Here is a 24,792-nt window from a genome sequence, read left to right as displayed (position 1 = left end):
CCCCCTTTATTCTTTTCGGCGATAAAAATGGCATATGCCTGATCCATAAACTCAAGCACATCTTGGTCAATTGGATATAATCTCAGTTTCTCTGATTGTTTTGGCGACATCCTTATTTCCCAAAGTTTATCTAAAAATTCATCCTCACCTTTAAATTCCTCTAAGCGCTTTTCATCCATTCTTCTAATGATATTTGGGAACGTCCTTCATATAACGCTTTAGCTGACCTATCAAAGCAATCCATTCTAGTGAATCAGCGCTATCACTTGTCATATTGAGAACCTTTCCCATAGTTTTATCTTTGATTGCGAAGTCCTGTTTCATCGCAATGAACAATTGAAGAAGCTAAAATTTTTGAACGAATTTCCTCTTCATTTTCTTGTAAACTTTCACTAAAAGAACGAATGAGGCGGTTGATTGTGCCTTGACTGATCGAATGCCGATACACATTTCAAAAGATTCAGACGTCTACTAAAGAGACAGATACTGATATTGTGTCAAATCGTTCACCATCAATTGAACATGCTGACCATATTGAGTCGCGTTTGTCACACCTTTTGGAAATGGAACTTCTTCAATATGAAAACAGTGCGGGCAAATTTTTCGTTCCGCTTCATGTTGAAGTACCTCAAAAGAAAACAGACGGGATATCGAACACCTGTCGCACTTTTTTCAAGCGAACAGGTTCATTTTCTAATGGTGATTGGCAACACGAGCACATTGTCACAGGATGAATAAAAACACAATCTGAGTGTTCCACTTGGCGAAGTGTATGCACTTTATGACCAGGTTGGTTATCTGTTTTTTCACGTAGACTTTTTGTAGCTGTTTTTTGTAACCCGTCCATTAGTAGTGATTTATAACTATTTTTTGAGTTTTTATGCGCGTGCATAATGTTTCAACTAAATTCACAACAGAATTTGGCCCTTGTTTATAAACAAGAAGAATATCTTTTCAGTTCATACACTTCACCTCCTGTTTTTCTTATTGCCAGTGTTAACAGGAATTTGTGGAGATAACTTGAAAATCAAATTATCAAACCATTAAAACCTTAGGGTAGCTGAGTAGTTACAATTTTTTAATTAATATTTATGATAAATAATCGAACTTTAATTATATCATTTTTCAATATATAATATCCTCTATTGCACATTTGTTTCATAAAGAAAATACTGTACATACGTATGTTGATTCAAAAAGAGTTTACAGTTAATACACAAGCTAAACCTTACTTAGCGCGTATAAGTATTTTTTGAAGGGAAATATGTATGATAGAATAGATATCAAAATGGGGAGTTATGCATAAAAAATGTAACATCGTAAGATTTTTTAATGTTATTAGGAGTTGTAAATTCAAATGAATAAATTCACTAAATTAGTCGCAGCAGAAGATTTTTCAGAGAATGTGTGGACAAAGAAAGATTATATTACTTTACTTTTAATCCCATTAATATTCCTTGCAGGCTTTATCACTGAATATTTCTCAGTAAAAAATCAATTGTGGGCAATTATTGATACCAGTTTGCGCATTATCATGTTTCTTTTCCTGATGGTTGTTTATGCTCCGATGCTTCGTATACATTGGAGTAAATTTAAATTAGCGTGGAAACGTTCCGTTCTATTAATTATTGTCGGTGGTGTTCTTTTACAAATTCTAATTAGTTTGATTCGCTCACTTATTCCAGGAACTAGCACCAGCACAGAAACAGATGTTCCCCCTTTAATTGATCCTTTGACTGCAAGTCCTGAAATGTTCATGCTCTTAATTTATATCGCTTTAGGTCCTATTGTTACAGGATTAATTGAAGATACTGTTTTTCGTTATACACTTCTCGGTAAAATATTACAGGGTGGATTTTTTAGAAAAGCATGTATTATAATAGGAAATTCAATCCTTTTCGGACTCATTCACTATTATAATTTTGGGAGTGTAATGGATACAATCCCCTTCATGTTTGCAGGTCTATTTCTAAATATAATCTATCTATGGACAAGAAATATTTGGCACGTGTTATTAATCCACACTGTTAACAACACGGTCCTTACAATAGGAGCGTTGTTAATCATCGTTATCGTACGATTGCTTGGGTTAAAAGCATAACAGTGAAATAATGAACATGCATAAAAGCCTTAAAAGAGGATTTCTCTTTTAAGGCTTCTTTAAAGTGAAAGACATATTAACCATTAGAGTGAGGAAAAAAGAAAGTGTACAACAACTTAAAAGTGTACTCATACATATAAAGTTTCTATTTATTTAAAGATGGGTTGCTCCACACTCTAGCCTGATTGGTGAATAGAATGACTCGCATTTTTTAAAAGGCTTTATTGTAAATTAACCCACTTTATTATCTCTGTACAACACAAATTTAGCTTTGGAATAAAGTTTGATTAAATTAACTTAATAAGCCTTAATAAAAGAGCAATTAGAAAAAGCGTGTTTTAAAAAAAGATTGATCAAAACACGCCTTTTCTATATTCAATTGAAGCGTCCCTTTATAAAAAAGTTTGATTATTTTTATTCAACCATAGTTCCCCGATAGTTAATTTTACATATAGTTCACTATCTAAAGTAAATTAAGTGGCTTTGGATACTTTACCTGCTTACAACAAATTTCTACTATCCCATCGCTGTCAACAGAACCATAATTCCATTAGTTAGACCATGAATAATAACTGACGGCCAAATTGAATGAGTTCGTTCATACGCCCATGCAAAGACTATACCGCTCAAGAAGTTTACAGGCATCGCATTATAAGTTGGAATGTGGATAATTGTAAAGATTAATGAGCTTAGAAAAATAGCCCTCATCATACCAAAACGTGTACGTAGCCATCGATATAAAAAACCACGATAAAAAATTTCCTCATATATTGGTGAAATGACCGCCGCAGAAATAAAAGCAATAAAAACAGTAAAGAAATTTACGTTTTGCTGTATCGCTTCAGTTTTGCTGTTCTCATAAGAATTCCCAATAAAGCTAGTAAGCACCATCACTATTACATCACCAACTATTAATATAATAGTTAGTAGGACAATAAGTTTCCAATCTTTTATAGAGAATGACCTGATTCCTACTTCACTCCAAGAAAGTTTCTTTGGCCGAATGATCATAAAATACACACCTGATACTAAAACAATCGCTATTGTTAATCCTATTAGAGTTCCTGAATATAGCTCATTATCAAACCACTGAGAATAAATAGGATTTACTAAGAATTTTATGCATCCTATGACAAATACAAATTCAAGTAGCATCATTAAGAGAAATTCTTTTAATCCCCAAGGGTCTTGATCCTTCCAATTCATGTCCTTTTGCTTCATTCATCATTCCTCTTTCCTTGCATGATATAACCTAACTATAATAGGTGACGTAACGTCACTTGCAACATTCAGTTTCAGGAGGATATGCATCCGAACAATAAACAATATAATTTCACTCCCATAATAAAAAATACCCCTTTAGACATGATTCTAAAGGGGTAAAAGCATCGCGACTTTATTCAAAATATCAATCTTTATTCAAAAGTTACAAAACATGTAGCTTTGGAATAAAGTACGATCAAAAATGCCATATGAGCCCTCATTTTATGGCCAAAAATAAAAGTCCATTTTGAAAAAAGTTTGATCACAATGGATTTTTATTCAGCAGATATAAGTTTGATTTTTATAAAAAAGTTTGATCATTTTCGAGGTAATTAATATTTTTATTATTAAATAAACTATTAGAAATCAAGAACAAACCAATAATTCCTGTAAGAAAAATATATAATGCAATAAAATTAGGAGCTAAGACCGCACTAATGATTAAAGCTGATTTTGATAACATATTACCAATTTTATTAGAAAATCCAGCAACTGCTGAATAGGCCCCTCTTTTATCTATAGGAATAATTCTAATCCTTTCTGAGTTGTAAGCAGGGGCATATAATAATTCTCCAATTGTTGCAATTACCATTGAAACTATTAATATATAAATATTAGATGATATGACCATTACTGAATACCCTGATATATATAATAACACACCGATCGTTATTGATTGATTTGGACTCATCTTTTGTGAAATTCTTGAAAATACAAAAGTCATACTAATAACGATAAAAGTATTTATTATCATTAAAATAGAATATAATTTTACACCATCAATTGAAAAACCGTAGAATCCTACTGTTGTAAAATCCTCTTTTAGTCTAACCACTATATAAGAAGACATTGATAGCTCGGCCATCATAACAAATGCCAATCCTAAAACTAAATTTACATATGGTTTATCCTTATAAACTTCTTTATAGCTATTCAGTGTATTTATTAAAAACGATTCATTACTTTTATGAATTTTATTAATATTAATGTCTTGTAAAAACAATTTTATAATAATACTATTTATTAATAGTATCGCCGTAGCTGTTATAAATAATTCTGATTTATAATTATTATATACAGCACCGCCAATTGTTATCCCCAAAGCCATGGATAAATTATTAATCCAGTATTGTATTACAGAATATTCCCTTCTTGTTTCTTCGGTGATAGATTCTATAGTAATAGCGTCTTGAGCCGGCTTCATAATACCATAGATTAGTTGACTACATATAAACAAAATTGAGAATAAAGTAACTAATCTTTGTTCAGTATAGATACAAATAGTCATTGATAAAAATACCAATACATTTACATAAGAATTAGTTAAAATGATTCCTTTTTTTGAAAATACGTCACTTATATGCCCCCCGATTAAAGAAGCTAAAAAATTAACTACTACTGCAATAATTAAGTAGAGACCCGCAGCTATAACTCCCATATAAGCAGACAAATATAAAGACATAAACGGAATAATACTAAACATAATAGAATTTTGTAAGAAGCTTGTTAAAAGTCGAATTTTTAAGTTATGATTCAAATTCCGAAAAATCAAAATAACCACCCTCTATTTTTGAATAGAATTTGTTTGGATTTAATGGATATTAGTAAAGCATAAAAGCGCACTTTTTGTATTGTGCGCTTTTGTACTTTTCACTGCAAATGTTCAAGACATTCAAATTTGATGTTATTTTCAATATAAGCAATTGTGTTAGTCAAATCTTTTTCACTTTCCCAAGTAAAATATACTTGACAGATACTATCGAAAGGATCAAATGGCCGATATTGATTTTTTGAACCTATCCCTTTGAAAGTAATATTAACTATATTGATAGGTAAGTTATCGATCCCTCGTACGTTTTTAATTGTGTATTCTTTGAGGTTAGGAACAGGGATTAAAGATAATGCAAAATTATTTTGAAAATAAATATTTGGTATAGTCTCATTTAAATCTAGAAAATAAGAATGTTTGTAAAAATCAAATTCGTAAGCATAATTATATAAATTCACAATATTTCCACCTGGAGGTCTACCAGCTATTTCCAAGAAAATGAATTTATTTTCATAATAAATTACTTCCAAATGAAAAACTGTATTTTGAATATCAAATTGTTCAAAACATTTTATAGTGAATTCTTTGGCTTTATTTATTAACTCGCTATCCGAAACTACTATAGTGGATAGAACATTATTATTATTTATATAATCATATGCTGTACCTACCTTTTTGCAAACCATAAAATTTACTAATATACCATTTTTTATAATACCATCAAAGTGCATAATAGTACCACTTATATATTGTTCAACACTAATCTTATCACTTTGATCAAAAAGTTCGTTTATGTGATTTATTGCATCTTGATAGTCTGATACAATTTTTATACCACAGCCTCCAGCTTGGTTAGAAGGTTTAATAACTATTTTTTTGTATTTCTTTATGAATTGTTCAACTATAGTCTGATAATCCTCTTTTGTGATTTCTGAAAAATCTGCAAGAGGTACAGTATCTTTTAAACGTTCTTTCATTTTTATTTTATCTCTGAGAAAGATAGCGTTAGGACTGACCAACCCTTTATTTATATTTAGGATACCCCTTAATTTTGAAGCGACAACCACTGTTGCTTCATTTGTTGATATAATAGCCTCTATATTTCCAAAATGTTCAATTATTTCTTTGGTAATCTCTAAAATACTATCGAATTTATTCTCAAAACAAGAAACGTCAAAAGTATCATTTGTACTTATCGCGTGATATTTAATAGAATTTTTCAGTTCATTTGAAAGCTGCGAGATATCAAAATAAGACGTGATTAAATGATAATTATAATTATCATAATCCAGATAATCCTTTACTTTATAGATATTCCCCAAAACTAATATATTTTTTTTGTTCATTTTAGTATTTTATCCTGTTTTGCTATTTTAACACTATTAACTAAATAAAATGGACTGTTCTTATTGTTTATAACTTCATCAAAAGTCATCCAAATTAACTCGGAAATCTCATCTCTATCTTTAACAACAGCATCCCCTGATACCCACTCACAGGAGAAAACAATATTGATTACATTTATTCCAGATTGTGTGACAAAAGAAGTATTATTAACATATTTAAAATTACTAACTTCCAACCCTGTCTCTTCCATTATTTCTCGCTTTAAATTATTTTCTAAAATATCATTGGAGTTTCCTTCTTTTTCTACTGTACCACCAATTAAAGAAAGTTTACCTCCAGCATGCTCTTCATTTAAACTTCTTCTACCTATCAATAATTTACTGTCTTTAATAATTAGTCCTTCTACATTAACTGCAAACATACAGAACCCTCTTTCTCTAGATATCGTATCCATAAGCTAATTTAAATAATTGGCGGAATTGATTATAAGAAAATATATTATGGATTTTATCATCCTTCAAATAATATATTTCTGGTAATTTAAATGCCCAAAGTTCACTATAAACGGAGGTATACGCACCACAGTTTAAAACAATTATTTTATTTTCAACTAATTGGCTTGGTAATTCAACATCTTTACATAAATGAGAAGGAGCGCATGTAGCATCACCTACATTATAGCGTTCCCAAGGTTGATTACCATCATTTAATTTATATGGGATTGTGTAATATTCAATATTAGGAACTGGTATTAGAATATTAGAACCAATATCAGTGATTTTCCAATTCACATCAGCACTCTTTTTTTCACTGATTATAGAGGCCAATATTACTGCAGCATCCGCCATAATATATCTTCCTGGCTCCACAATGAGTTCATAATCATATGGTAGATTCTTTAATTTATCATATGCAATTTTAGCTAAACTACTTATATCAATATTATTATTTTCCATAATAAATCTAGTTTCAAAACCACCGCCAAGATTAATATACTGGAAGGAGTAATTGAGTTCTTTATAAACATTTTCTAAGAAAGACTCTATACTAGATAAATACTCTTTATATAAGCTACAGTCTTTTAAATGACTCATTAAATGAAATTGTATTCCGATTATATTAAGATTAGAATTTGTCTCTTTAGACTGCTTTAAAAATTCCATTGCAGTATTAATATCCATTCCTAATTTTGAACTAGGTTTAATCATAACTTCTTCATGACTAGAACTCTTTATGTTAGGTAAAACTCTTAGACCAATAGGGATTTTTTTACCCAAATCTAAAGATAGGGAATTAATTCTTTCTAGATCATTTATATTATCAATAAAAATCAACTTACTGTTCTCTAATTCTTGTAATAATTCTTCTTTTGTTTTTCCTAAGCCATTACAAACTATTTGGTTTCTCTTAAATCCATTTTGTAGAGCAATCTGTAATTCAATACTGCTCATAACCTCAACACTACATCCAACTTTAAAAAGCGCCTCTATACAAGCAGGTATATAATTGCATTTCAGAGCAAAATGGATACTTACATTTTTAAAATATTTATTAAACGCGTTATAAATTGAATAATAATTATCCTTTATTCTTTGGTCAAAATATATCATTGACATAGAATTATTATGCCCTAATATCTCGTGGATTTTTGAACCATAGAAGGTAATTTCACCTTCATCATCATACTTCACGTATTCAAGTTTCTCATGTATATTAAGAATTTGCTCCTTATTAAAATCCATTGATCCCCCAACGTTTCGTTATAGTATTTTTACTACCTCGGACAATTCTTTTTCTATATTCCATTCTATATCCTCAAAGAGGCTATCATTGTAATTTAATTCAAATGGTAAAACTATGTGTTTATCTATACAATACTCAGATAACATATTACTATCATCATGTTTAAAAATACTGATTTTTTCATTACAGTGAGGACAAGTAAAACTAGACATATTTTCAACTAATGATGTAATTGGAATATTAAGTTGCTTAATCATATTTAAACTTCTTCTTACATCAGCTTTAGACATCGCTTGAGGGGTTGTCACCATAATAACCCCATCAATTTTAATTTCCTGTATTAAATTTATTAATATATCCCCTGTTCCAGGAGGCGTATCAATTATTAAATAATCAAGTTCCTCCCACTCTACATCATTTAATAATTGTTTTATAATGCCTTTTAATATAACACCTTTCCATATAAAAGCCTTATTTTTCTCTACAAACATCCCCATAGACACAATTTTCAGTCCATTATTTTGATAAGGTAACATCTTCCCCTCTTTTACAAGAGGGGGGGTACTTATATTGAAGATATTTGTAATACTAGGCCCGTGAATATCTAGATCTAATAATCCAACTTTAAATCTTTGTTTATTTAATAAAAAAGCTAATCTAGAAGCAATTGTAGACTTTCCAACTCCACCTTTTCCACTACTTACAACATATATTTTTTTTATTTTACCCAATTATAAAGCTCCTCAACTAAAACATTAATTTCATCCTGAATAAATAATTTGATATTATTAATCAATAACTGATTTAAAATAAAGTCTTTTCTAATTAGTCCTAAAGTAACTAACTCTAAAAATACAATTTTAATTAAATCAGGTAAAAAGCATCTTTCTAATTCTGATAAATCAGAAAGATGATTATACGCTTTATAAAATTCCTTAGCATATACGAAGTTATCCCTACTATAAATTTCTTCTGTAAAGTTAGTACTATCTTTTTTATAACAGATTGCTCCGAATGAAAGAATCGCTTCTGATAAATCACGTATTCTAGGTCCACAATCAATATTATCAAAATCCAATACTCCCAATACTTCATCATTGGAAGGGTGGAATACTAGATTCCATTTATTGAAGTCACCATGAAGAATTACATGTTCCAAATTATGAAACCCATTAATAGAGAATTTATTATTAATATTATTAATAAATTCCAGTAAATACGTTTTAAAATCAGAATATTCACCAAAATTTATTATATCAATTTGATCCTCAATAATTTTAAAATAATCTGTTCTATTATTCCCTACAGGAAGTTCTGAGTTGATTTTTGCTAATGCAAATGCAGCATTTCTAACTTCCTCTATTTTCCCAGTAAAACGTCTTCCATTTAAATACTCAAAAACAACGAATTTTTTATTATTCACATTAATATAATAATTCCCTTCGGATATTGTAATATATAATTACAGAATAGTCAAAATAATTTCGTTTTTGTATTTTTTCAGTAAATTAATCTAGGAGGAGAATATATTGATTAAATATCCTAAACTTAATTTTCCAATTACAGTTGGAGTTACAGCACCCTCATCAGGAGTTCATCATAGCTTACACAGTATTTTAGAGAATGCTATAAAAGCTATGAATAATAGAGGTTATAGGGTTGTTGTAACGCCAAATATTTGGAAGCAAAATAAGGTAAGGTCTGATTCTTCAATTAAGCGCGCAGAAGAATTTATGAATCTAATTAATAATGATGATATTTCTATAGTCATTCCCCCATGGGGAGGAGAATTAGCTATCGAGATTTTAGAACACATTCAGTATGAAAGTCTGAAAACAAAATGGGTGATGGGATACTCTGATATAAGCTTATTGTTATTAGCTATAACTTTAAGAACAGGTACTGCGACAGCCCATGGAACTAACTTTATTGATATGAGAGGAAGTAAAATGGATGATACCACGAAGATGTGGACAAAAGTTTTATCGACAACAATGTACAATGAGGTAACACAATATTCATCAGAGGAATTTCAAAGTAAATGGGATTTTAAAAACCCTACTTCATATGTTTTTAATTTTTCTGAGAAAACAAAGTGGAAATCTTACGGTAACAACACAGAGATTTCAGGGAGATTACTGGGGGGATGTATAGATGTAATTCGACATCTGATTGGTACAGAATATGGGAATGTTAGCAAATTCCAAAAGGAATTCATCGAATCAGAACCTATTTTATGGTATTTCGAAAATTGTAGTTTAAGCCCTGTGGAATTGAAAAGAAGTCTAGTACAAATGAAATTAGCTGGGTGGTTTAAAAATTGTAGTGGAATATTGTTTGGTAGAACAGTCATTGATGAAGACAAGAACGGTTACTCTATAAAAAATGTTTACAGTGAAATGTACGAATATTTGGATTTACCTGTGATTTTCGATATAGATTGCGGGCACTTACCTCCTCAGATAACTTTAGTAAACGGTGCTTGGGCTATCGTAAAAGTAGCAAAGGATAAAGGGACACTTACACAAAAATTCATATAAGAATACAAATTGTGCTTACACACCCATAATATAAAAAATTTTTAAGCATTTCCCTATTGTGCATACAACATTTCCTCGGTGGTTCCAAACAATCAATTTTCGAATATACCGAGGGAGGGCACTTTGTTAATCATGTCACCATATCCCTTTGTAGCAGTAAGAATGTTTAATATTTGTTTGATATCTGTTTGATTAAAATTATCTAAATCACAATTTAATGTCATTTCTAAATCACCAATAATTATACAACTGCTCAGCCTAGTAGTAGATAGTTTACCAGAAAGGCAAGCGAAAGAAGTTTCATTCCCTTTCGCTTGCCTTATATAGTCTATGTTGAAAACAGACTGTCTCTACGATGTTCTGCAGAAAAGCAAGTACAGGTTTTTACTGTTTCTTTATGGTAGAAATCACGCTCCGAATACGACATAATACAGCACCATCTTATTCATTACGAAAGATACCAGAAATGTTCTCCTTTATCTTCATCATTCGCAAATTGCGTTCTGCTTGATTTTTATCAGATGGAACAGAGGAGTTTCGAAGAAACGCTGGCATGCTATGTTGATGAAGAGAACGACAATTTTAAAAATTTTCGAGACGCTCTGTTTTGATCTTCTCTTCCTCTTGGCGAGAGGAGAAGTAGGATTTTGGGTAAATCCATGTATGATAATACCATTTGTATGTCACTTCCCATTGTCAAACTCGCTTGGGGGAGATTGACAATTTACTTGTTCCTATCCTTCCTTTATCCAAAGAAGGACGTCTATGATGCCTTTCACCTATATTTATCCACAAATCTCCCATACCGCTTTGGGTTGTCGGAGATAGTGTCCGTTACACAATGCATGGTTACAAGTCCAATACTGGGAATACGGAGACCCAGCATCGTGTACCATGGTATCTTTGAAGTGAGGTAATACCTTCATGGCGTTCATGGCTTTTATTCCTCAATTTAGATGAAGGGAGTAAAGGCTAGCCTTGGATGTTCCAACTCCGTGAGGAACGTGAGCGGAAAATAATTGGCAACGATTTCCTGTTCAATCGTTACCAAAACTCCGCCCATCTTTCGATTCATTGTGATCGACGTTCCTTCACTCAGACCATGTCCAAACAGGACAAGCAAAAGTTCTGTCGTCCTTTCATAAGGACTCATTTTGTACCGTTTTAAATATACCCAAGTGCTCAGAGGCCGGGTCTATATTGTATAAAACGTGTTGCATGACTTCGATAGACAGAATAAGTACGTCAAACACTTGCTGATTCGATGACGCTCGAGTGCTAACCCTTCCGAGGATACACCGCAACCGTTATAAACCCGTAACCTAATGAACAGGATGATAGTTCGGCTGGTCTGGCATCTGCAATGTACGACCGAGATGACCAGGCTATCCCATCAGGCAAACGTCTTGTTTTCTTCCGAAGAGATTTTGAAGACAGAGCCCAATCGAAAAAAGAAGAAAAATGGTTATGTGTACTATTTTTCACCTTGTACTTCCAATACGCGAGTACGTATTTTTAATCCATCGTTACGCTGAAACAACATCTGAACAAATTGCACAATTGTGTCTGGTTCTGTACTGCGGGCAGTCAAAATCCCTTCCCATTTCATCATCATCGTGTTTCCCCTGTCTTCATGGTAGTACCATTCTTTACAAGAGAAGAGAAATCTAAAACACGAATCTATAAAAAGTAACTATCAGAAAACTGAATAGTTACTCAATTATTACATTTGCTGTTAGTAGGTATTCAAATAAACCCCTCAAATTTAATCCCCCCTAATAGACTATGGGCTTGTTTAATTGAAAAATATTCAGAGAATATCTAATAAATCTTTTAAATGACTAAATTGAGTTAATCCCTTATTCGTAGTTGTCTCAATATTTGTAGGATTGTAGAAGTAGAAGTGTATACCAGCTCCATTAGCAGCAAGGTAATCATTTTTTAGGGAGTCACCTATATAAATTGTTTCCTCTTTGTTTAATTCTAATTTTTCTAGGCAAACTTCCAAAGCTTTCGGATTTGGCTTAGCAATGCCTAATTCTTCAGATATGAACACCTCTTCAAAATAATGTTCTAGATTTGCTGCCCTCAACCGACTCCTTTGGGATTCACTATAACCATTCGTCATACAAAATAATTGGTGCTTCTTAGATAAAGCATCTAATATTTCAATTGCACCAGGTTCCAAATATGATGAGCAACAAAATAATTCCCAATACCTTTGGGAAATAAGGTATTCATCGAAGGATACACCATAATTTTTTAATGCATCAGATATGGAAAATTGTATTACTTCCAAAGCAGGTTTCTCCCCTCTTTTTTCCCAATGATACTTACTTACTTGTTCGTAGGTATTTAAAAACTTTTCCAATCTTTCATCCTCTCTACTACTAAAAATTTTATGGTCTATGAATACTTGTATTAAAGATTCTATTTTACACTTATTAAAGTTTAGAAGGGTTTGGTCTAAATCAAATCCAATATTCATTTTGCTCTCCTTAATATCAGAAATTATATGTAAGCAATTCTACATGAATTCAGCTTTTCTCTGTAACTCTTATTAAACTTATTTATTAAATTTCTCTTCATTTTCTTCCTTCCAATTTTCCCACCAGAAAATTTCCTCTCTCGACATGCTGATAGGTACAGATAAAATCCACTCATCTACTTCTGTACTATAATTTTTCATAACTGTTTCAAATGATTTTGTTACTTGTTCTTTTTGTGATTTACCCAATTCTTTTTTGAAAAATTTGCACTGAACTATTTTAAAATTATCTTTATTTCGTATATAAACATCAATTTCACCATCTCCCTTAGTTACTCTTACACATTTAATGTTTATATTTTATAAATATTATAACAAATCTCTTCAATCTTCTTTCTAGCACCTTCTTTATACTTATCCCATACCCAGTCAAAACGTCTCTCCATTACTGTCACCCCTAAATAATCTGAATAAAAAGAAAAAACCTCTTGTGGCTATCATACCGTAAGAGGTTTCTTTTAATCAAACTTTATTATAAATTATCAATCTATATTTTAAATAACCGAACTTTGTTTCAAATGATTAATCTTTTTTACAAATCAACACAACAAACACTAACTCTCCAATCCCTTACTCAACAGTAACAGATTTAGCTAAGTTACGCGGCTTATCAACGTCACACTCGCGGTGAAGTGCTGCGTAGTATGAGATCAGTTGTAATGGAACTACGGCTACAAGTGGTGCTAGTGCTTCGTGTACAGCTGGTAGTACGAAGCTGTCGCCTTCCATTTCTAAGCCTTTCATAGAGATGATGCATGGGTTTGCACCGCGCGCTACTACTTCTTTTACGTTACCACGAATTCCTAGGTTTACGTGCTCTTGTGTAGCAAGTGCGATAACTGGTGTACCTTTTTCAATTAACGCAATTGTACCATGCTTTAACTCTCCTCCAGCAAATCCTTCAGCTTGGATGTAAGAGATTTCTTTTAGCTTTAACGCCCCTTCTAAACCTACATAGAAGTCTACGCTACGTCCGATAAAGAAACAGTTGCGTGTTGTTGCTAGGAATTGTTTTGCCAGTGCATCCATTTCTTCTTTTTGATCACAAAGTACTTCCATTGCATTTGCTACAAGTCCTAATTCGTGTGTTAAGTCAAAATCAAGAACTTCACCTTTTGCTTTTGCAATGTCAGCTGCTAAGATTGCAAGTACGGCAAGTTGTGCTGTATATGCTTTTGTAGAAGCAACTGCGATTTCAGGCCCCGCATATAAAGGAAGCGTGTAATCAGCTTCACGAGAAAGTGTTGAACCTGGTACATTTGTGATTGTTAATGCTTTATGACCCATTTCATTTGTTTGCACAAGTACGGCACGGCTATCTGCTGTTTCACCACTTTGTGAAATGTAAATGAAGAAAGGTTTTTCTGTTAATAGTGGCATATTATACGAGAATTCACTTGCGACATGCACTTCTACAGGTACTTTTGCAAATTTCTCAATAAATTGCTTTCCAACAAGACCTGCATGATAACTTGTGCCACATGCAATGATATAAATGCGATCGCTCGCTAAAATAGCACTGCGAATCTCTTCATCTAATTCAATCTCGCCATTTTCATCTTGATACTTTTGAATAATATTACGGATTACAAGTGGTTGCTCATCAATTTCTTTCAGCATGAAGTGAGGATATGTTCCTTTTTCAATATCACTTGCATCTAATTCCGCTGTAAATGGCGCACGTTCAATCGTTTCACCTTGTAAGTTTTTAATTGTAATGCTTTCTTTTGTTACGATTACGACTTCTTTATCCATTAATTCGATAAATTGATCTGTAACTTGTAACATCGCCATTGCATCGCTCGCAACAACTTTAAAGTTGTCGCCAACACCTACTAATAGCGGGCTTTTGTTTTTAGCAACATAAATCATGTTTGGATTTTCAGCATCAAGTAAACCAATTGCATAAGAACCATGTAAAAGAGATAAAACTTTACGGAACGCCTCTTCTACATTTAAACCTGTATTTACTTGTTGTTCAATAAGTTGAACGATAACTTCTGTATCTGTTTCACTTACAAACGTTACATCTTGTAAATATTCGTTCTTCACTAATTCATAGTTTTCAATTACACCATTATGAACTAGCGTAAAGCGTTTTGATGTACTTTGATGCGGATGCGCATTTACTTTACTTGGAACACCATGTGTTGCCCAACGTGTATGACCGATTCCCACGCTTGTTGCTACATTTTCATCTACGATTTCACGAAGTTTTGCAATACGACCTTTTTCTTTGTACACAACAACACCGTTCTCTGTCTGTACTGCAATACCTGCTGAATCATATCCACGGTATTCTAGCTTCTCTAAACCTTTTAATAAAATTTCCTTTGCATCTTTCTCTCCAATAAATCCTACAATTCCACACATGTTTAAGTCGCCGTTACAAATGCTTACATTGCCCTGCGAACATGTAACGACCTCGTCCAATCTCATTATTTTTCATAAAAAACGGATTACATATTGCTAGCTCTGTAAATCTGTAACGGCTTTCACCTTCCTCTCGATTGGTTTCCAGTCCGTATAACATTTATACAGCTAGTATTCATCCGTCCCTTTTCTCTCATCACACTTTTATCTTTGTCCACCAAGTCGCCTCAGTGATTTAAATAAAAGCTTGCGGTTATGATGAATAACCGGGAGTCATCCGCCGAAATCTCGATAAAACTCCTCCTCGTCAACTACACAATTTGTAGTTCTGGCGCTTTAATCACTCTTATATTTACATCGAGAAAAAGAACAAGACCATCTTATAACAAACAACATAAACCGTCAATGAAATTTTTTTCATTACCTATAAAACATTATGAAAAAGGAACACAAAATGTGCTCCTTTTTCAAGAAAATCGGCGAATTATTCAGCTCCAACCTCAGCTTTTACAACATCTACAATGCGATGTACATACTCATTGCAAAGCTCTTGTGTTGGTGCTTCTGCCATTACACGAATAAGTGGCTCTGTTCCAGAAGGACGAACAAGAACGCGGCCATCCCCATTCATTTCTTCTTCTACTACACGAATAATTTCTTTAATTTTTTCATTTTCTAATGCTAATTTTTTATCTGTTACACGAACATTTACTAATAGTTGTGGGAATTTTTTCATTTCACTTGCAAGCTCAGACAATGGCTTTTTCGTCACTTTCATAATATTGACAAGCTGAAGTGCACTTAACATACCATCTCCAGTTGTGATGTAATCCAGCATAATAATATGACCTGATTGCTCACCGCCAAGGTTATAGCCACCACGTTTCATTTCTTCCATTACGTAGCGATCACCCACTGCTGTCTTATCACTTGTAATACCGTTTGCTTCTAACGCTTTATAGAACCCTAAGTTACTCATAACAGTCGAAACAACTGTGTTATGTTTTAGTTGACCAGTTTCTTTCATGTATTTCGCACAGATATACATAATTTGATCTCCATCAACGATGTTTCCTTTTTCATCTACTGCAATTAAGCGGTCTCCATCTCCATCAAATGCAAGGCCGATATCTGCACCTTTTTCTTTTACTAACTCTGCTAATCCTTCTGGATGAGTCGATCCAACACCATCATTAATGTTCATCCCATTTGGTGAAGTTCCCATTGTTGAAATGTCAGCTTCCAAGTCTGCAAATAAATATGGTGCTAGAGAAGATGTCGCACCATGTGCACAGTCTAAAGCAATATGTAGACCAGAGAAATCTTCTTCTACAGTTTGTTTAATGTATTGTAAATATTTTTGCCCACCTTCAAAATAATCGTTCACTTGTCCAAGGTTTGTTCCGATTGGACGTGGTAATTCATCAACCTCTTTGTCTAATAACGCCTCAATTTCTGCTTCTTGCTCATCTGTTAATTTAAATCCATCTGCACCAAAGAATTTAATTCCGTTATCTTGTACTGGATTATGAGATGCTGAAATCATAACACCTGCTTGTGCATCTAACGCTTTTGTTAAATAAGCAACTCCAGGAGTTGAAATAACACCAAGACGCATAACTTCCGCACCAATTGATAGTAAACCTGCCACTAAAGCTCCTTCTAACATATGGCCAGATACACGTGTATCACGACCGATAATAACTTTTGGACGATTTGTATCTTTTGTTAATACATAACCACCAAAGCGACCGATTTTAAATGCTAATTCTGGTGTTAATTCCTTATTTGCAACACCGCGTACACCATCTGTTCCAAAATATTTACCCATTACTATTCTCTCCTTTATCTTGCTCTTTTGGTTCCTCTGTTGTATTTTCTTTTCCTGTCCCATTATTTTGTTCTGTTTCTTTATCTTGCTCTTTTGACTTTTCTGCTTCACTTTCGTTTCCTTTTTGTGAATTAGATTGCTCTATGTTACCTTGTACTTCTTTATTTGGTTGTTCTTTCTTTCCAAGAGTAACCTTTGCACTTTTTTGTTTTGCATTTATTGAAACATTACTTGGACCACTAACTTGAATGGAAACATCGTGTGTTCCTGAAGACAAACCTTGTAGATTTATTACAGCTGTTATTTGTGCCGCTGTTATTTTTTCTACTATACTAGCTTCTCCTGAAATATCAACACTGATCTTTCCGCTTTGCGGGAAAATGATTTGCGCAGTCATATCATTTGCAAGACCATTTTTTTGAATTGGAATACCATCAACTGTCTTATGTTTTGTTTGTTCTTTCTGCGCGTGTACATGAACAGAGACCTTTACTTGGTTAGGCTTTGCGCTCGTGACACCTTTTGGTAATAAAACAGAGGCATCGAATGTTGTAGACTCTGTTATTTTACTCAAGTCTACTTCGACCCCCTCTATTGTTTTTATATTATCCAAAACGTCTTTTGGACCCGAAATTGTCACTTCGCTCGGTTGAAGACTGATATTCGTAACCGCTAAACCTTCTGGCACATTTCCTTTTTTTATATAGTTTAGCGGTACGGTTTTTTCACTAGAATTTTCTCCCGTTTGTGCAACAACCGGAACCGTCACACTTACCTTAGAAGGACTCGTTTTTAAATATAAACGTTTTCCATTTTTATCATATATCATAACTTCCGCTTCTTTTGTGACTGTTTTGTTAATATCTTTTACATCAACATATGCTTGAGCAGAAGCAATGCTATCTATTTCCTCTTCCGTTCCCACTACCTCAACTGTATCAGGTTTCGGTTTCAGAGCGGCTCTATCAATGCTCACACCAGACTGCAATCGATCTTCATTGGACAACTTCATATCTACAGAAACATACTTTTTCGCTTTATTATAAATGGCAACTTTAATTTTAGATGGTTGAACAGTTGCCTTTACATTACTCGGAAGATTCACCGCTTTAAGCGGAACTTCATATGTTCCCTTTTTGTAACCGCGTAAATCCACGGGAATCTCAACTTTATTTTTGGCTTTTATAGCAGCAACAGAGGCCTTAGATCCCTCTAATTTCACCTTTACTTGACTTGGGATACCGGTAACAATGTATTTGTCTGTGTCATAATCTACTTTGATAGGGCAGTCCGTTAACGTTTCTTTTGTATCACCAGCAAAAGGTGATATATTGGCAGTATTATTCTTTTCTGTTATGGTTGTTGACATAAAAAGCATCAACGCCAATAGTAATGAGATTCCTTTTAAAAACCAATGGTTCTCCATTAACTTATCCATGACGTTTTCTCCTCCAATTCCAATTCCATAAAGATGAAGAAGTTGTCTTCATATCACCACCACTAAACTCTGCCAAAAGCATTTCTTTCAACTGCTCTACCTTTAAATCACGATGTAATTCGCCATTTTTCGTTAAAGAAATTTGACCTGTTTCTTCTGATACAACAACAGTAATACTATCTGTCACTTCACTTACACCCATTGCAGCTCGATGACGCGTTCCTAGCTCTTTAGAAATAAAAGGACTTTCTGATAATGGAAGATAACACGCTGCTGCTTTAATCGTGCTTCCTTGCATAATAACCGCTCCATCATGAAGAGGTGTATTCGGGATAAAAATATTAATGAGCAATTCCGATGAAACATTTGCGTTCAAAGGAATCCCTGTTTCTATATAATCTCCCATTCCAGTTTCCTTAGATAATGTAATCAATGCACCAATTCTTCGTTTTCCCATATATTCGGTTGCTTTCGATACTGCTGTAGCAACAATTTCAGCTTCATCTTCCTCATGACTAATCGTGCGAGAGAATAGACTACCTCGGCCTAATTGTTCAAGCGCTCTTCGGATTTCCGGTTGGAAGATGATAATAACTGCTAAAAACCCCCACGTTATCACTTGGTCTGTCAACCAATATAACGTATGTAAATCAAGGAAAAAACTTAATATACGAACAACAACTATAACTGTAATCCCCTTCAAAAGTTGAACAGCTTTTGTACCACGAATTACAAGAATTAGCTTATATATAACAAACCACACAACGGCGATATCTAATATCGTACTGAGATATTGTAAAAAAGGCATATCTCCAAAAGGCATGCTAACCCTTCCTCCTACTTATGAGCAATTTCATTCACATATTAAAATATTAAATTTATGCTCTATCTGTATGTATTTCCAACAACTAGTTAATTATACCATACATGAAAGAAGCGACAATTACAAACACCATCCCTCCTTTGGATTAAATTGGTAAGATGTCGAACTTTTATAATATAACGTACAATATAACTCATTATTATACTCCTATTTTAAAATAAAAAAAGCAGCATTTCAGCCGCTTTTCTTACATTTATTTCAGTTTTTCACCGAACAAAGAACCCATTAATGCAACAGCCGTCGTTGCAGTTTTATTTCTCTCATCTAAAATTGGATTTACTTCCACAAATTCGGCGGACGTAATTATGTCAGCTTCAGCTAACATTTCCATTGCTAAATGACTTTCACGATAGGATAGACCACCAATTACAGGTGTGCCAACCCCCGGTGCATCATGTGGATCCAAACCATCTAAATCTAAAGATAAGTGAACACCATCTGTATGTGATAAATAAGAAATCGTTTCTTCCATAACAGCCGTCATACCCATACGATCAATTTCATGCATTGTAAATACTTTAATTCCTTCATTACGGATAAATTCTTTTTCTCCTTCATCTAATGCGCGTGCACCGATAATTACGATGTTTTCCTTTTTGACCTTTGGATACGCTTCATATAAATTGACGAGTGAAGGATGTCCATATCCTAAACTTGCAGCAAGCGACATGCCATGAATATTTCCAGACGGTGAAGTTTCTTCTGTATTTAGATCACCGTGTGCATCATACCAAATCACACCCAAATTTTTATAATGTTTTGCTACCCCTGCAAGTGTCCCAATCGCTATACTATGATCGCCGCCTAGTACAAGCGGAAAACGATCTTCTTCTATAATATGATCAACTTTACTTGCTAATTCATTACAAACTTTTACAACTTGTGTAAGGTTTCTTAATTTTGTATTTCCATCTACCTCTTTCTCTCTATCAATATGTATATCCCCAATATCTTTCACGTCATATCCAATGTGCTCAATTCTTTCAATTACTCCTGCATAACGAATGGCACTTGCCCCCATATCAACTCCGCGACGCAGTTGTCCTAAATCCATTGGAACTCCAATAATTGAAATTTCTTTCTTCATCGATAGTATCCCCCTTTTATGCCTTCGCTAAATATTTTAAATCTTTTATATAGTCTGACTCAACTCTACATTTTTTTGTATGGATATACACCTTATTCACACTTATGTCCTTTGAAATTAATATTTCTACATATATTTTTGTATAAAGTAGACTAAGCATTATCGCCTTTTCCCCCATATAAAAAACATCCCTATACTTAGAGATGTTTTTCCGATGCTAATTTCCATACTGCTGCAATATTTCTCGCCGTTATTTGAATGTTTTCCTTAGCTGATTGATATGCTTCTTCTAAAGACATTGGCTTTGTTGCTATACTAAAAACAGCATCAATTCCTTCTTTATGGACTGAGACATGATTAGCAAGAACAGATCCGCCAATCGCTATAACTGGTATATGGTACTGTTTAGCACGCTTGGCAATTCCAACAGGAGCCTTGCCATAAGCTGTTTGTGCATCAATTCTTCCTTCGCCAGTTATAACAAGATCCGCATCTATTAACTGCTCATGAAAGCGTATTGCATCTAAAACAATTTCAATCCCTTTGCGAAGTTTCCCTTTTAGTACCACAACTGCCGCTCCCATTCCGCCGGCTGCCCCAGCCCCTGGAATTTCTGCTACATCAATATGTAATTGTTTTTTCAATAGACAAGAATAATGCTGCAAATTTTCTTCAAGCTTCCCCATAACCTCCATGGTAGCCCCTTTTTGTTTTGCAAATACAAAAGAGGCCCCTTTTTCTCCTATTAATGGATTATCAACATCACAGGCAGCTTCTAACTTGACATGTGCTAAGCGTGAATCTAACTTAGAAAGTTGAAAACTTTCAATACAATGTAAATTCCCACCAACAGGTTCTATTCTTTCACTAGCCGCATTGAAAAACTGAACCCCTAAAGCAGATAACATACCCGCTCCTCCATCATTCGTTCCGCTTCCTCCAAGTCCTAATATAATATGCTTTACCCCTTGGTCTAAAGCATGTAATATGAGTTCTCCAGTTCCCTTTGTAGTTGTAATAAGTGGGTTTCGCTTCTTAAGTGGAATATGATGTAACCCCGATGCTGCCGCCATTTCAATAAACGCTATTCTTTTATCTTTAGAGATACCATAAAACGCTTCTACACTCTCTCCAAGAGGGCCTGTGACAGAAGTAGAAATGATATCCCCTCCCGTCGCATCCACGAGCGATTGAACCGTTCCTTCGCCGCCATCTCCAATCGGTATTCTTACATACTCTGCTCTTGGAAAAATTGCACTGAACCCTTCTTGAATGGCTGTACATACTTCACTTGCTTGCAAACTCTCTTTATACGAATCAGAAGCAATAACAATTTTCATTTCCTTTCCCCCATCATCTATAGTAAAATATTAGATTGTATTTTCTTTTAAATTATAATAAAAAAAAGCTTACATCCATTTGATGTAAGCTTTTTTATGGAGCCTAGCGGGATCGAACCGCTGACCTCCTGCGTGCAAGGCAGGCGCTCTCCCAGCTGAGCTAAGGCCCCGAATGAATAAAGCGGAAGACGGGATTCGAACCCGCGACCCCAACCTTGGCAAGGTTGTATTCTACCACTGAACTACTTCCGCAAAAATGGTGAGCCATGAAGGACTCGAACCTTCGACCCTCTGATTAAAAGTCAGATGCTCTACCAACTGAGCTAATGGCTCGTAAATGGCTGGGCTAGCTGGATTCGAACCAGCGCATGACGGAGTCAAAGTCCGTTGCCTTACCGCTTGGCTATAGCCCATTAATATTTACTAATATACTTGTCTTATCAAAAAAATAAACCTTAATTAGGTTATTTTTTTAATGGTGGAGGGGGGCAGATTCGAACTGCCGAACCCGAAGGAGCGGATTTACAGTCCGCCGCGTTTAGCCACTTCGCTACCCCTCCGACATATTATGGTGGAGGATGACGGGATCGAACCGCCGACCCCCTGCTTGTAAGGCAGGTGCTCTCCCAGCTGAGCTAATCCTCCAAAAGTGGTGACCCGTACGGGATTCGAACCCGTGTTACCGCCGTGAAAGGGCGGTGTCTTAACCACTTGACCAACGGGCCAAAAATCTTCAATACTTTTCCCAAGCTTCCAACCGGGCTTGAACCGGTGACCTCTTCCTTACCATGGAAGTGCTCTACCAGCTGAGCTATGGAAGCATAATGGCTCCGCAGGTAGGACTCGAACCTACGACCGATCGGTTAACAGCCGATAGCTCTACCACTGAGCTACTGCGGAATAATATAGCCTGGCGACGTCCTACTCTCACAGGGGCAAGGCCCCAACTACCATCGGCGCTAGAGAGCTTAACTTCCGTGTTCGGTATGGGAACGGGTGTGACCTCTCTGCCATCATCACCAGACAATATTCATTTGAGACAATCATTATTATACCTAATTCACTTAAAAAGTCAACAAGTTTTTTTATATTCTCTCAAAACTAGATAACATTTGCTTCATATTGAATCCAGCTCCAGCGACTCTGAACAAGTCGCTTCCGCTTTTTTTATTGGTTAAGTCCTCGATCTATTAGTATTCGTCAGCTCCACGTGTCACCACGCTTCCACCTCGAACCTATCAACCTGATCATCTTTCAGGGATCTTACTAGCTTACGCTATGGGAAATCTCATCTTGAGGGGGGCTTCATGCTTAGATGCTTTCAGCACTTATCCCTTCCGCACATAGCTACCCAGCGATGCCCTTGGCAGAACAACTGGTACACCAGCGGTGCGTCCATCCCGGTCCTCTCGTACTAAGGACAGCTCCTCTCAAATTTCCTACGCCCACGACGGATAGGGACCGAACTGTCTCACGACGTTCTGAACCCAGCTCGCGTACCGCTTTAATGGGCGAACAGCCCAACCCTTGGGACCGACTACAGCCCCAGGATGCGATGAGCCGACATCGAGGTGCCAAACCTCCCCGTCGATGTGGACTCTTGGGGGAGATAAGCCTGTTATCCCCGGGGTAGCTTTTATCCGTTGAGCGATGGCCCTTCCATGCGGAACCACCGGATCACTAAGCCCGACTTTCGTCCCTGCTCGACTTGTAGGTCTCGCAGTCAAGCTCCCTTATGCCTTTGCACTCTACGAATGATTTCCAACCATTCTGAGGGAACCTTTGGGCGCCTCCGTTACACTTTAGGAGGCGACCGCCCCAGTCAAACTGCCCACCTGACACTGTCTCCCGGGTCGATAAGACCCGTAGGTTAGAATTTCAATACAGCCAGGGCGGTATCCCACCAGCGCCTCCACCGAAGCTAGCGCTCCGGATTCAAAGGCTCCCGCCTATCCTGTACAAGCTGTACCAAAATTCAATATCAGGCTACAGTAAAGCTCCACGGGGTCTTTCCGTCCTGTCGCGGGTAACCTGCATCTTCACAGGTACTATAATTTCACCGAGTCTCTGGTTGAGACAGTGCCCAAATCGTTACACCTTTCGTGCGGGTCGGAACTTACCCGACAAGGAATTTCGCTACCTTAGGACCGTTATAGTTACGGCCGCCGTTTACTGGGGCTTCAGTTCAGAGCTTCGCTTACGCTAACCCCTCTCCTTAACCTTCCAGCACCGGGCAGGTGTCAGCCCCTATACTTCGCCTTACGGCTTCGCAGAGACCTGTGTTTTTGCTAAACAGTCGCTTGGGCCTATTCACTGCGGCTTTCCGTTAAGAAAGCACCCCTTCTCCCGAAGTTACGGGGTCATTTTGCCGAGTTCCTTAACCAGAGTTCTCTCGCTCACCTTAGGATTCTCTCCTCGCCTACCTGTGTCGGTTTGCGGTACAGGCACCTTTTATCTCGCTAGAAGCTTTTCTTGGCAGCGGGGAATCGAAGACTTCGCTCCATAAGGAGCTTCCCCATCACAGCTCAGCCTTTGCGGTAAGCGGATTTGCCTACTTACCAGCCTAACTGCTTGGACGTGCACAACCAATCGCACGCTTCTTCTATCCTTCTGCGTCCCTCCATTGCTCAAACGATAAAGAGGTGGTACAGGAATATCAACCTGTTGTCCATCGCCTACGCCTGTCGGCCTCGGCTTAGGTCCTGACTAACCCTGAGCGGACGAGCCTTCCTCAGGAAACCTTAGGCGT

General features: G+C 35.5%; 20 protein-coding genes, 9 tRNA genes, 2 rRNA genes and 2 pseudogenes (1 of these 33 cut by a window edge). 2 read left to right on the top strand and 31 right to left on the bottom strand.

The features are described 5' to 3' along the window. Window positions 1-8 precede the first annotated feature (8 nt). Both BCER98_RS22795 and BCER98_RS23545 read right to left on the bottom strand, forming a co-directional pair. Window positions 9-297: pseudogene (locus tag BCER98_RS22795) on the bottom strand (MerR family transcriptional regulator); the annotation flags it as partial. Next, window positions 296-448, bottom strand: a complete 153-nt coding sequence (locus BCER98_RS23545) for an IS66 family transposase (RefSeq protein WP_081428338.1) — start codon at window positions 446-448, stop codon at window positions 296-298. The gene BCER98_RS23545 and the pseudogene BCER98_RS22795, both read right to left, overlap by 2 nt. Window positions 449-1,357: 909 nt before the next feature. On the opposite strand from BCER98_RS23545, the gene BCER98_RS01005 reads away from it, so the two are divergent. Further along, window positions 1,358-2,101 carry a CPBP family intramembrane glutamic endopeptidase gene (locus BCER98_RS01005; RefSeq protein WP_011983298.1) on the top strand — a complete coding sequence of 248 codons (744 nt, stop codon included), beginning with the start codon at window positions 1,358-1,360 and terminating at the stop codon, window positions 2,099-2,101. 516 nt (window positions 2,102-2,617) lie between these two features. Here the strand turns inward: BCER98_RS01005 and BCER98_RS01000 are convergent. From BCER98_RS01000 to BCER98_RS00970, 7 genes are all read right to left on the bottom strand, one after another. After that, window positions 2,618-3,322, bottom strand: coding sequence for a CPBP family intramembrane glutamic endopeptidase (locus tag BCER98_RS01000; protein WP_011983297.1), 705 nt, complete (start codon window positions 3,320-3,322; stop codon window positions 2,618-2,620). A 343-nt stretch (window positions 3,323-3,665) separates the two neighbouring features. Continuing rightward, window positions 3,666-4,916: an MFS transporter gene (locus tag BCER98_RS00995; protein WP_011983296.1), complete on the bottom strand. Its 1,251-nt coding sequence runs from the start codon at window positions 4,914-4,916 to the stop codon at window positions 3,666-3,668. Window positions 4,917-5,014: 98 nt separating this feature from the next. Further along, on the bottom strand, window positions 5,015-6,259 hold the full coding sequence (locus BCER98_RS00990; protein WP_011983295.1) for an ATP-grasp domain-containing protein: 1,245 nt from the start codon (window positions 6,257-6,259) through the stop codon (window positions 5,015-5,017). Beyond that, window positions 6,256-6,681, bottom strand: coding sequence for an NUDIX hydrolase (locus BCER98_RS00985; protein WP_011983294.1), 426 nt, complete (start codon window positions 6,679-6,681; stop codon window positions 6,256-6,258). The genes BCER98_RS00990 and BCER98_RS00985 overlap by 4 nt, the downstream gene beginning before the upstream one ends. 16 nt (window positions 6,682-6,697) lie before the next feature. Then, on the bottom strand, window positions 6,698-8,002 hold the full coding sequence (locus tag BCER98_RS00980) for a diaminopimelate decarboxylase family protein (protein WP_011983293.1): 1,305 nt from the start codon (window positions 8,000-8,002) through the stop codon (window positions 6,698-6,700). An 18-nt stretch (window positions 8,003-8,020) separates the two neighbouring features. Further along, on the bottom strand, window positions 8,021-8,734 hold the full coding sequence (locus BCER98_RS00975; protein ID WP_011983292.1) for a P-loop NTPase: 714 nt from the start codon (window positions 8,732-8,734) through the stop codon (window positions 8,021-8,023). Continuing rightward, the gene (locus BCER98_RS00970) at window positions 8,722-9,426 is read right to left on the bottom strand and encodes a phosphotransferase (protein WP_011983291.1); all 705 of its coding nucleotides are present in this window, start codon (window positions 9,424-9,426) and stop codon (window positions 8,722-8,724) included. The genes BCER98_RS00975 and BCER98_RS00970 overlap by 13 nt, the downstream gene beginning before the upstream one ends. A 106-nt stretch (window positions 9,427-9,532) precedes the next feature. On the opposite strand from BCER98_RS00970, the gene BCER98_RS00965 reads away from it, so the two are divergent. Next, window positions 9,533-10,543 carry a S66 family peptidase gene (locus tag BCER98_RS00965; RefSeq protein WP_011983290.1) on the top strand — a complete coding sequence of 337 codons (1,011 nt, stop codon included), beginning with the start codon at window positions 9,533-9,535 and terminating at the stop codon, window positions 10,541-10,543. Window positions 10,544-10,984: 441 nt separating this feature from the next. On the opposite strand, the gene BCER98_RS23540 is transcribed toward BCER98_RS00965, so the two are convergent. From BCER98_RS23540 to BCER98_RS00875, 22 genes and pseudogenes are all read right to left on the bottom strand, one after another. Then, window positions 10,985-11,098: an IS66 family transposase gene (locus tag BCER98_RS23540; protein ID WP_011983289.1), complete on the bottom strand. Its 114-nt coding sequence runs from the start codon at window positions 11,096-11,098 to the stop codon at window positions 10,985-10,987. Between the two features lie 919 nt (window positions 11,099-12,017). Continuing rightward, window positions 12,018-12,158 (bottom strand): hypothetical protein, encoded by a 141-nt coding sequence (locus BCER98_RS22340; protein WP_162533129.1) that lies wholly within the window; start codon window positions 12,156-12,158, stop codon window positions 12,018-12,020. A 195-nt stretch (window positions 12,159-12,353) separates the two neighbouring features. Further along, on the bottom strand, window positions 12,354-13,031 hold the full coding sequence (locus tag BCER98_RS00960) for an HAD family hydrolase (protein ID WP_011983288.1): 678 nt from the start codon (window positions 13,029-13,031) through the stop codon (window positions 12,354-12,356). A gap of 78 nt (window positions 13,032-13,109) precedes the next feature. Continuing rightward, on the bottom strand, window positions 13,110-13,280 hold the full coding sequence (locus BCER98_RS22335; RefSeq protein ID WP_011983287.1) for a hypothetical protein: 171 nt from the start codon (window positions 13,278-13,280) through the stop codon (window positions 13,110-13,112). 381 nt (window positions 13,281-13,661) lie between these two features. Then, window positions 13,662-15,464 (bottom strand): glutamine--fructose-6-phosphate transaminase (isomerizing), encoded by a 1,803-nt coding sequence (glmS, locus tag BCER98_RS00955; protein ID WP_041809361.1) that lies wholly within the window; start codon window positions 15,462-15,464, stop codon window positions 13,662-13,664. Between the two features lie 13 nt (window positions 15,465-15,477). Next, window positions 15,478-15,661 (bottom strand): annotated as a pseudogene (locus BCER98_RS23435) (hypothetical protein). A 287-nt stretch (window positions 15,662-15,948) separates the two neighbouring features. Continuing rightward, window positions 15,949-17,295, bottom strand: coding sequence for a phosphoglucosamine mutase (glmM, locus tag BCER98_RS00950; RefSeq protein ID WP_011983285.1), 1,347 nt, complete (start codon window positions 17,293-17,295; stop codon window positions 15,949-15,951). Next, window positions 17,288-18,733: a CdaR family protein gene (locus BCER98_RS00945; protein ID WP_011983284.1), complete on the bottom strand. Its 1,446-nt coding sequence runs from the start codon at window positions 18,731-18,733 to the stop codon at window positions 17,288-17,290. The genes glmM and BCER98_RS00945 overlap by 8 nt, the downstream gene beginning before the upstream one ends. After that, window positions 18,726-19,556 carry a diadenylate cyclase CdaA gene (cdaA, locus tag BCER98_RS00940; protein WP_011983283.1) on the bottom strand — a complete coding sequence of 277 codons (831 nt, stop codon included), beginning with the start codon at window positions 19,554-19,556 and terminating at the stop codon, window positions 18,726-18,728. The genes BCER98_RS00945 and cdaA overlap by 8 nt, the downstream gene beginning before the upstream one ends. A 253-nt stretch (window positions 19,557-19,809) precedes the next feature. Continuing rightward, entirely contained in the window at window positions 19,810-20,703 is an 894-nt protein-coding gene (rocF, locus tag BCER98_RS00935; protein WP_011983282.1) for an arginase, read from the bottom strand. A 197-nt stretch (window positions 20,704-20,900) separates the two neighbouring features. Then, a complete protein-coding gene (locus BCER98_RS00930) occupies window positions 20,901-22,043 on the bottom strand; it encodes a glycerate kinase (RefSeq protein WP_011983281.1) in 1,143 nt (380 codons plus the stop codon). A gap of 97 nt (window positions 22,044-22,140) precedes the next feature. Then, window positions 22,141-22,213: transfer RNA gene (locus tag BCER98_RS00925), tRNA-Ala, on the bottom strand. 10 nt (window positions 22,214-22,223) lie between these two features. Then, a tRNA-Gly gene (locus tag BCER98_RS00920) sits at window positions 22,224-22,295 on the bottom strand. Between the two features lie 5 nt (window positions 22,296-22,300). Next, window positions 22,301-22,376 (bottom strand) — tRNA-Lys (locus tag BCER98_RS00915). A 5-nt stretch (window positions 22,377-22,381) separates the two neighbouring features. After that, window positions 22,382-22,456, bottom strand: a tRNA-Gln gene (locus BCER98_RS00910). A gap of 63 nt (window positions 22,457-22,519) precedes the next feature. Then, window positions 22,520-22,603: transfer RNA gene (locus BCER98_RS00905), tRNA-Tyr, on the bottom strand. A 9-nt stretch (window positions 22,604-22,612) separates the two neighbouring features. Continuing rightward, window positions 22,613-22,688 (bottom strand) — tRNA-Val (locus tag BCER98_RS00900). Between the two features lie 5 nt (window positions 22,689-22,693). After that, a tRNA-Glu gene (locus tag BCER98_RS00895) sits at window positions 22,694-22,768 on the bottom strand. A 23-nt stretch (window positions 22,769-22,791) separates the two neighbouring features. After that, a tRNA-Thr gene (locus tag BCER98_RS00890) sits at window positions 22,792-22,864 on the bottom strand. A gap of 4 nt (window positions 22,865-22,868) precedes the next feature. Beyond that, window positions 22,869-22,943 (bottom strand) — tRNA-Asn (locus BCER98_RS00885). Window positions 22,944-22,951: 8 nt separating this feature from the next. Beyond that, window positions 22,952-23,067: ribosomal RNA gene (gene rrf / locus BCER98_RS00880) — 5S ribosomal RNA — on the bottom strand. A 146-nt stretch (window positions 23,068-23,213) separates the two neighbouring features. After that, a 23S ribosomal RNA gene (locus BCER98_RS00875) occupies window positions 23,214-24,792 on the bottom strand; it runs 1,343 nt beyond the window's last position.

Source organism: Bacillus cytotoxicus NVH 391-98 (assembly GCF_000017425.1).
In the GTDB taxonomy this organism is placed as follows: Bacteria; Bacillota; Bacilli; order Bacillales; family Bacillaceae_G; genus Bacillus_A; species Bacillus_A cytotoxicus.
Note: the sequence above shows the minus strand (reverse complement) of the source record. Positions and strands in the feature narration are given on the sequence as shown.